Here is a 6,193-nt window from a genome sequence, read left to right as displayed (position 1 = left end):
CGTCGCCAAAATCATCGAATGAGCGCCCTTTTCTCCCCTTTCTTCACCCTCGCGGTGAGTCGCCCGAAGAGTTGAACCGATGGCAGATCAGACTATCCGAATTCGCCTCAAGGCTTTCGATCACCGGCTGATCGACCAATCGGCGGCAGAAATCGTCGAGACCGCTCGTCGTACCGGAGCGATGGTGCGCGGCCCCATCCCCCTGCCCACGAGAAAGGAACGCTACACCATCTTGATCTCTCCGCATGTCAACAAAGACGCCCGGGATCAGTACGAGCTTCGCACTCACAAGCGAATCCTCGATATCGTCAATCCCACCGACAAGACCGTCGACGCCTTGATGAAGCTTGATCTGGCCGCCGGCGTGGATGTTCAGATCAAGGTCAGTTGAACCGGAGCGAATGAAGATGCCGATCGGTCTTGTAGGTCGCAAAGTGGGGATGACCCGAATATTCGATGACACCGGACAATCCATTCCGGTGACCGTGGTCTTCGTGCAGCCCAATAGGGTGACTTGCGTCAAAGCCTCGGATCGCGACGGTTATCGGGCGATTCAGGTGACCACGGGATCCAAGAAGCCGAGCCGTTTGAACCGCCCCGAGGCCGGTCATTTCGCCGGCTGCAAGGTCGAGGCCGGAGAAGGGCTGTGGGAATTCCGTCTCGCCGAGGGCGAGGAATTCGCCTCCGGGGATATCCTCGAAGTCACCGTATTCGAGCAAGGACAGAAAGTCGATGCCACCGGTACCAGCATCGGCAAAGGCTATGCCGGCGTGGTCAAGCGCCATCACTTTCGTACCCAGGACGCCACGCACGGAAATTCTCTTGCGCATCGCGCGCCCGGTTCGATCGGCCAGAACCAGACCCCGGGTCGGGTATTCAAAGGCAAGAAGATGGCCGGTCGAATGGGAAATGTGCGCCGCACCGTTCAAAATCTCGAGATCGTGCGGGTGGACGAAGCCCGGAGCGCGTTGTTGATCAAAGGGGCGATTCCGGGGCCCAAAGGCGGCCATGTCATCGTGCGTCCGGCGGTCAAGGCGCGCTGAGAGTTTCGAGGACGAGCCGCATCATGGAAATCAAGATTCTCACCGGCAACGGCCAAGAAGGCGGCCCATTGGGTCTTGCCGACAGCGCCTTCGGGGTCGAATACAACGAGGCTTTGGTTCACCAAGTCGTCGTGGCCTATATGGCGGCGGGCCGGGCCGGTACGAAAATGCAGAAAAACCGCTCCGATGTACGCGGCGGCGGTTCCAAGCCTTGGCGACAAAAAGGATTGGGAAGAGCCCGCGCCGGTAGTATCCGTAGCCCGATCTGGCGTGGAGGCGGGGTCACCTTCGCGGCTCGCCCGCGCTCGTTCAAGCAAAAGGTGAATCGCAAGATGTATCGAGGTGCGATGCGCTCGATCCTCTCCGAGCTGCTGCGCAAGAAACGTCTGTTGGTGGTGGACGATCTCTCCATGGAAAAGCCGAAGACGAAGGAGATGGCGGCGCGCCTTTCGGGTTTGGGGGTAAGCGACGTTCTGGTGGTAACGGCCCAGCGGGACGATACCATCGCTTTGGCCTGCCGCAACCTCCCTCGGGTCGATGTGCAGTGCAGCGCCGAGATCAATCCCGTGAGTCTGCTGGCGTTCAAGAGCATCTTGATGACGGCGGCGGCGGTGAAGATGCTCGAGGAGCGATTCGCATGAACAACGAGCAGCGGTTGATGAACGTTCTTCTCTCTCCGCATATATCCGAAAAGAGCACGCGCTTGGCCGAGGCATCCAATCAGATCGCCTTTCGGGTGCGCACCGACGCTCGCAAGGACGAGATTCGGCGGGCGGTGGAAAAGATGTTCAAGGTCGAGGTGGCATCGGTGAGGGTTTTGAACGTCAAGGGCAAGACCAAGGGCTTGCCGGGAAGAAATCGCGGTCGCCGCTCGGATTGGCGAAAGGCCTATATCAAGTTGAAGCCGGGTTTTGATATCGACTTCGCAGAACCCGTGGCCGCGGCCGAGTAGCCGAAACGATTTTCGGCATCGCCTCGAACACTCGCCGCTTCGACAGATCAGGAGAGACAGTGATGGCAGTCACCCAAGCGAAACCCACCTCCGCCGGTCGGCGTTTCGTCTCGAGCGTCAAGGATCGCAGCCTGCACAAAGGCGAGCCTCATGGCCCTTTGGTGGCGAAGAAGACGCGTAGCGGTGGGCGCAATAACTTGGGCCGGATCACCACTCGACATCGAGGGGGCGGTCATAAACGGCGCTATCGACAGGTCGATTTCAAACGGACGAAGGACGATGTTCCGGCCAAGGTGGAGCGGATCGAATATGACCCGAATCGAAGCGCCAATATCGCCCTTCTTCTTTATGCCGACGGCGAGCGCCGATATATCATCGCGCCCCGCCATGTGGCGGCGGGGGATGCTCTGCTTTCCGGTCGCAACGCTCCGATTCGTCCCGGCAACAGCCTGCCGCTGACCGATATTCCGGTGGGGACCACGGTGCATTGCATCGAACTCAAGCCCGGCAAGGGGGCGCAGATCGCGCGCAGCGCAGGAGCCAGCGTTCAGATCGTGGCTCGAGAGGGTGCCCATGCCACCTTGCGTCTTCGCTCCGGAGAGCTGCGCAAGGTGCAAAGCGCATGCCGAGCGACGGTGGGCGAGGTCGGCAACAACGAGCATTCATTGCGCTCTTTGGGCAAGGCGGGAGCCACGAGGTGGCGGGGACGGCGCCCTACGGTTCGGGGGGTGGCGATGAATCCGGTGGATCACCCGCATGGCGGGGGCGAGGGCCGGACTTCCGGCGGTCGGCATCCGGTCACTCCATGGGGTGTGCCCACCAAAGGACACAAGACCCGGCGCAACAAGCGGACCTCTTCGATGATCGTCCGGCGCAGGAATCGGCGTAAATAAATCTTCCAAGGGAATCTTGAACCGTGCCACGTTCGATCAAAAAAGGTCCTTTCGTCGACAACCACCTCATCGACAAGGTCAATGCAGCGCAGGAATCCGGCAGCCGGCGCCCGATTCGTACTTGGTCCAGACGCTCGATGGTGATTCCGGAGATGGTCGGTCTGACCATTGCGGTGCATAACGGTCGCCAGCATGTCCCGGTGTTGATCACCGAGAACATGGTGGGCCACAAACTCGGCGAATTCGCGCCTACCCGCACATTTCGTGGGCATGCCGCGGATCGCAAGACCAGAAGATAAGCGCTCCTTTGCGCAAGAAGGAAAAGGAATTGCATGATGGATACCTCCGCAAGGCTTTCCCGAGCGCGTCTCTCGCCGCAAAAGGTGAGGTTGGTCGCGGATCAGGTTCGCGGGTTGCCGGTAGAAAAAGCGGTCGAGATTTTGCGCTTCAGCAAACAAAAGGCGGCGGTTGCCATGCGTAAAGTGCTCGAATCCGCCATTGCCAACGCCGAAAATAACGAGGGTGCGGATATCGACGATCTCCGCATCGCATCCGTCATGGTCGACAAGGGTCCGGTATATCGGCGTCATCGCCCCCGGGCTCGAGGACGAGCCAATCGAATCATCAAGCGCACGAGTCATATCATGCTGACCGTAACCGACGAGCGGGCATAGCACCATGGGCCAAAAAGTACATCCGATCGGAATAAGACTCGGGATCGTCAAGGATTGGTCCTCGACTTGGTATGCCGAGCGCGCCGAATATTCGGAGCATTTGAATACGGATATCGCGGTCCGGGCTCATATTCGCAAGAAACTCGCCCATGCTTCGGTGAGTCGGATAACGATCGAACGTCCGGCGAAGAGCGCGCGCATCGTCATCCACACCGCCCGCCCCGGGATCGTGATCGGCAAGAAAGGCGAGGATATCGAATCCTTGCGCAATGAAATTTCGAAGATGATGGGTATCCAGGTCCATGTGGCGGTCGAGGAAATCAGGAAGCCCGAAATCGATGCCTACCTCGTTTCCGAGAGCATCGCCAATCAGCTCGAACGCCGCATCATGTTTCGGCGGGCGATGCGCCGTGCGGTTACCAACGCCATGCGCTTGGGGGCTCAAGGGGTCAAGGTGCGGGTTTCCGGTCGCCTCAACGGAGCGGAGATCGCCCGTTCGGAATGGTACCGGGAGGGTCGGGTTCCGCTGCATACCCTGCGAGCGGATATCGACTACGGATTCTCCGAGGCCAAAACGTCGTACGGGATCATCGGAGTCAAGGTTTGGATATTCAAAGGCGAGATTTTGAGTCGCGCCGATCTCGAAGAAAAAACGCAGTCGAGCAAGCAGCGTCAGAAGGAGTCTGAACGGCCATGATGCAGCCGAAGAGAACGAAGTATCGCAAGCAGCACAAGGGCCGAAATCGAGGGCTTGCGACCGTAGGCAATCGCGTCAGCTTCGGCGAGTACGGGATGATGGCCACGACCAGGGGTCGAATCACCGCTCGCCAGATCGAGGCTGCGCGACGGGCCATCACCCGTAAGGTCCGACGCGGCGCGAAGGTGTGGATTCGCATCTTCCCCGACAAGCCGATTACCAAAAAGCCCCTCGAAGTCAGACAGGGCAAGGGCAAGGGCAATGTCGAGTATTGGGTCGCGCTGATCCAGCCGGGAAAAATGCTCTATGAAATGCAAGGCGTCGACGAGAGTCTGGCCAGAGAGGCCTTCCGCCTTGCCGGTGCCAAACTCCCGGTGCGCACGACCTTCATCAACCGGACGGCGATCTGATGAATGCGGGCTTATTGAGAGAAAAGAGCGACGAGGAGCTTCGCAAGGAGTTGCTCGAATCCCATCGGGAGATTTTCAATCTTCGGATGCAAAGGGGTAGCGGGCAACTGACCGGGCACCATCGATTCAAAGAAGCCCGGCGCACCATCGCCCGTATCCAAACGATCTTGAGCGAACGAGAAAGATCATGAACGAAGAACGATCAGCCGAAGAAGTGAAGGCCGAATCATCCGATCCTTCGTCTGCGGACGTTGAAGTATCGGCCTCGGAGCAGGCCCCGGAGGAGACTCCGGAAGCCCCGGCCCCTTCGAACGCCGCCGACGCCCCGGTCGAATCCGATTCCGCCGAGCCTTCGCCAGCCGAGCCTAAGGAGGCGACCGCCGCCGATGGATCGGTCGATGGATCGGTGCAATCGGCAAGCGCAAAGAGCCAAGCCGAGGGCGCAAGCCCAAAGCCGAAGACGATCCGCAAGGTGGTGGGGCAGGTCGTGAGCGACAAGATGCAAAAAACGGTGACCGTGCTGGTCGAGCGCAAGGTCAAGCATCCGCTTTATAAAAAGTACATCCGGCGTTCGACGAAGATGCACGCCCATGATGAAAGCGAAACCTGTCGCATCGGAGATCGCATCTCCATCGTGCAATGTCGCCCGATCTCGAAGACCAAGTCGTGGCGGGTGCACGAGATCATCAGGCGCTCGAAGTGATCGTCGCCGACGATCCCAACGATCATCACCGAGAGCGTTTTCGGGCTTCATAAAGCGAGATACGAATCATGATCCAGATGCAATCCATGCTCGATGCCGCAGATAACAGCGGTGCCCGGCGATTGATGTGCGTCAAGGTGCTCGGCGGATCGAAGCGTCGTTATGCCGGGATCGGGGATGTCGTCAAGGTCACCGTCAAAGAGGCGATCCCCAGAGGCAAGGTCAAGAAGGGCGAAATGTACAACGCGGTGGTGGTTCGTACCCGCAAGGGGGTAAGGCGTCCCGACGGATCCTTGATTCGTTTCGATCGCAATGCCGCCGTTCTCTTGACGAATCAGATGCAGCCGATCGGCACCCGTATTTTCGGACCGGTCACCCGTGAATTGCGGGGCGAGCGGTTCATGAAGATCGTTTCTTTGGCCCCCGAAGTCTTGTAGAGGTTCGACGGCGATGGCGATGCAAAGAATCAGGAAGGGAGACGATGTCGTGGTCCTCGTCGGACGGGATCGCGGCAAACGCGGTCGAGTGATCTCGGTGCACAAGGATCGAAATCAGGCGCTTGTCGAGGGTGTCAATCTCGCCAAGTGCCATACTCGCCCCAACCCGCAAAAAGGGACATCGGGAGGGATATTGGAAAAGGAGCTTCCGATTCAGATCTCCAATATCGCGCTTTTCAATCCCGTCACCGGCAAAGGCGATCGCATCGGGGTCAAGAACCTCGAAGACGGCCGCAAGGTGAGGATCTTCAAGTCCACCGGTGAGGTTGTGGATATCTAGCAAGATCCTCGACGGATCGCTCGATATTCCCCGGATCGTCGGTA

Annotated in this window: 13 protein-coding genes; all 13 read left to right on the top strand. The window is 59.0% G+C overall.

Annotated elements, in window-relative coordinates:
• The first annotated feature begins 79 nt into the window (after positions 1-79).
• The 13 genes from rpsJ (at position 80) to rplX (ending at position 6,149) form a co-directional block, all read left to right on the top strand.
• Complete coding sequence (gene rpsJ, locus BF99_RS0102420) at positions 80-391, top strand: 30S ribosomal protein S10 (protein ID WP_025769618.1); 312 nt, start codon at positions 80-82, stop codon at positions 389-391.
• Positions 392-407: 16 nt separating this feature from the next.
• Positions 408-1,043 (top strand): 50S ribosomal protein L3, encoded by a 636-nt coding sequence (gene rplC / locus BF99_RS0102415; protein WP_025769617.1) that lies wholly within the window; start codon positions 408-410, stop codon positions 1,041-1,043.
• 23 nt (positions 1,044-1,066) lie between these two features.
• The gene (gene rplD, locus BF99_RS0102410) at positions 1,067-1,684 is read left to right on the top strand and encodes a 50S ribosomal protein L4 (protein ID WP_025769616.1); all 618 of its coding nucleotides are present in this window, start codon (positions 1,067-1,069) and stop codon (positions 1,682-1,684) included.
• Positions 1,681-1,995: a 50S ribosomal protein L23 gene (gene rplW, locus BF99_RS0102405; protein WP_025769615.1), complete on the top strand. Its 315-nt coding sequence runs from the start codon at positions 1,681-1,683 to the stop codon at positions 1,993-1,995. The genes rplD and rplW overlap by 4 nt, the downstream gene beginning before the upstream one ends.
• A gap of 62 nt (positions 1,996-2,057) precedes the next feature.
• Entirely contained in the window at positions 2,058-2,888 is an 831-nt protein-coding gene (gene rplB / locus BF99_RS0102400; RefSeq protein WP_025769614.1) for a 50S ribosomal protein L2, read from the top strand.
• A 23-nt stretch (positions 2,889-2,911) separates the two neighbouring features.
• Complete coding sequence (rpsS, locus tag BF99_RS0102395) at positions 2,912-3,187, top strand: 30S ribosomal protein S19 (RefSeq protein WP_025769613.1); 276 nt, start codon at positions 2,912-2,914, stop codon at positions 3,185-3,187.
• 36 nt (positions 3,188-3,223) lie between these two features.
• The gene (gene rplV / locus BF99_RS0102390) at positions 3,224-3,562 is read left to right on the top strand and encodes a 50S ribosomal protein L22 (RefSeq protein WP_025769612.1); all 339 of its coding nucleotides are present in this window, start codon (positions 3,224-3,226) and stop codon (positions 3,560-3,562) included.
• A 4-nt stretch (positions 3,563-3,566) separates the two neighbouring features.
• Positions 3,567-4,259: a 30S ribosomal protein S3 gene (rpsC, locus tag BF99_RS0102385; protein WP_025769611.1), complete on the top strand. Its 693-nt coding sequence runs from the start codon at positions 3,567-3,569 to the stop codon at positions 4,257-4,259.
• Positions 4,256-4,669, top strand: coding sequence for a 50S ribosomal protein L16 (rplP, locus tag BF99_RS0102380; RefSeq protein ID WP_025769610.1), 414 nt, complete (start codon positions 4,256-4,258; stop codon positions 4,667-4,669). The genes rpsC and rplP overlap by 4 nt, the downstream gene beginning before the upstream one ends.
• Complete coding sequence (rpmC, locus tag BF99_RS0102375) at positions 4,669-4,860, top strand: 50S ribosomal protein L29 (RefSeq protein WP_025769609.1); 192 nt, start codon at positions 4,669-4,671, stop codon at positions 4,858-4,860. The genes rplP and rpmC overlap by 1 nt, the downstream gene beginning before the upstream one ends.
• 272 nt (positions 4,861-5,132) lie before the next feature.
• Positions 5,133-5,372 carry a 30S ribosomal protein S17 gene (gene rpsQ / locus BF99_RS23650; RefSeq protein WP_025769608.1) on the top strand — a complete coding sequence of 80 codons (240 nt, stop codon included), beginning with the start codon at positions 5,133-5,135 and terminating at the stop codon, positions 5,370-5,372.
• A gap of 68 nt (positions 5,373-5,440) precedes the next feature.
• The gene (gene rplN / locus BF99_RS0102365; protein ID WP_025769607.1) at positions 5,441-5,809 is read left to right on the top strand and encodes a 50S ribosomal protein L14; all 369 of its coding nucleotides are present in this window, start codon (positions 5,441-5,443) and stop codon (positions 5,807-5,809) included.
• A 19-nt stretch (positions 5,810-5,828) separates the two neighbouring features.
• Complete coding sequence (gene rplX / locus BF99_RS0102360) at positions 5,829-6,149, top strand: 50S ribosomal protein L24 (protein WP_025769606.1); 321 nt, start codon at positions 5,829-5,831, stop codon at positions 6,147-6,149.
• Positions 6,150-6,193 lie beyond the last annotated feature (44 nt).

Source organism: Thioalkalivibrio sp. HK1, from assembly GCA_000583135.1.
Lineage (GTDB): Bacteria > Pseudomonadota > Gammaproteobacteria > HK1 > HK1 > HK1.
Note: the sequence above shows the minus strand (reverse complement) of the source record. Positions and strands in the feature narration are given on the sequence as shown.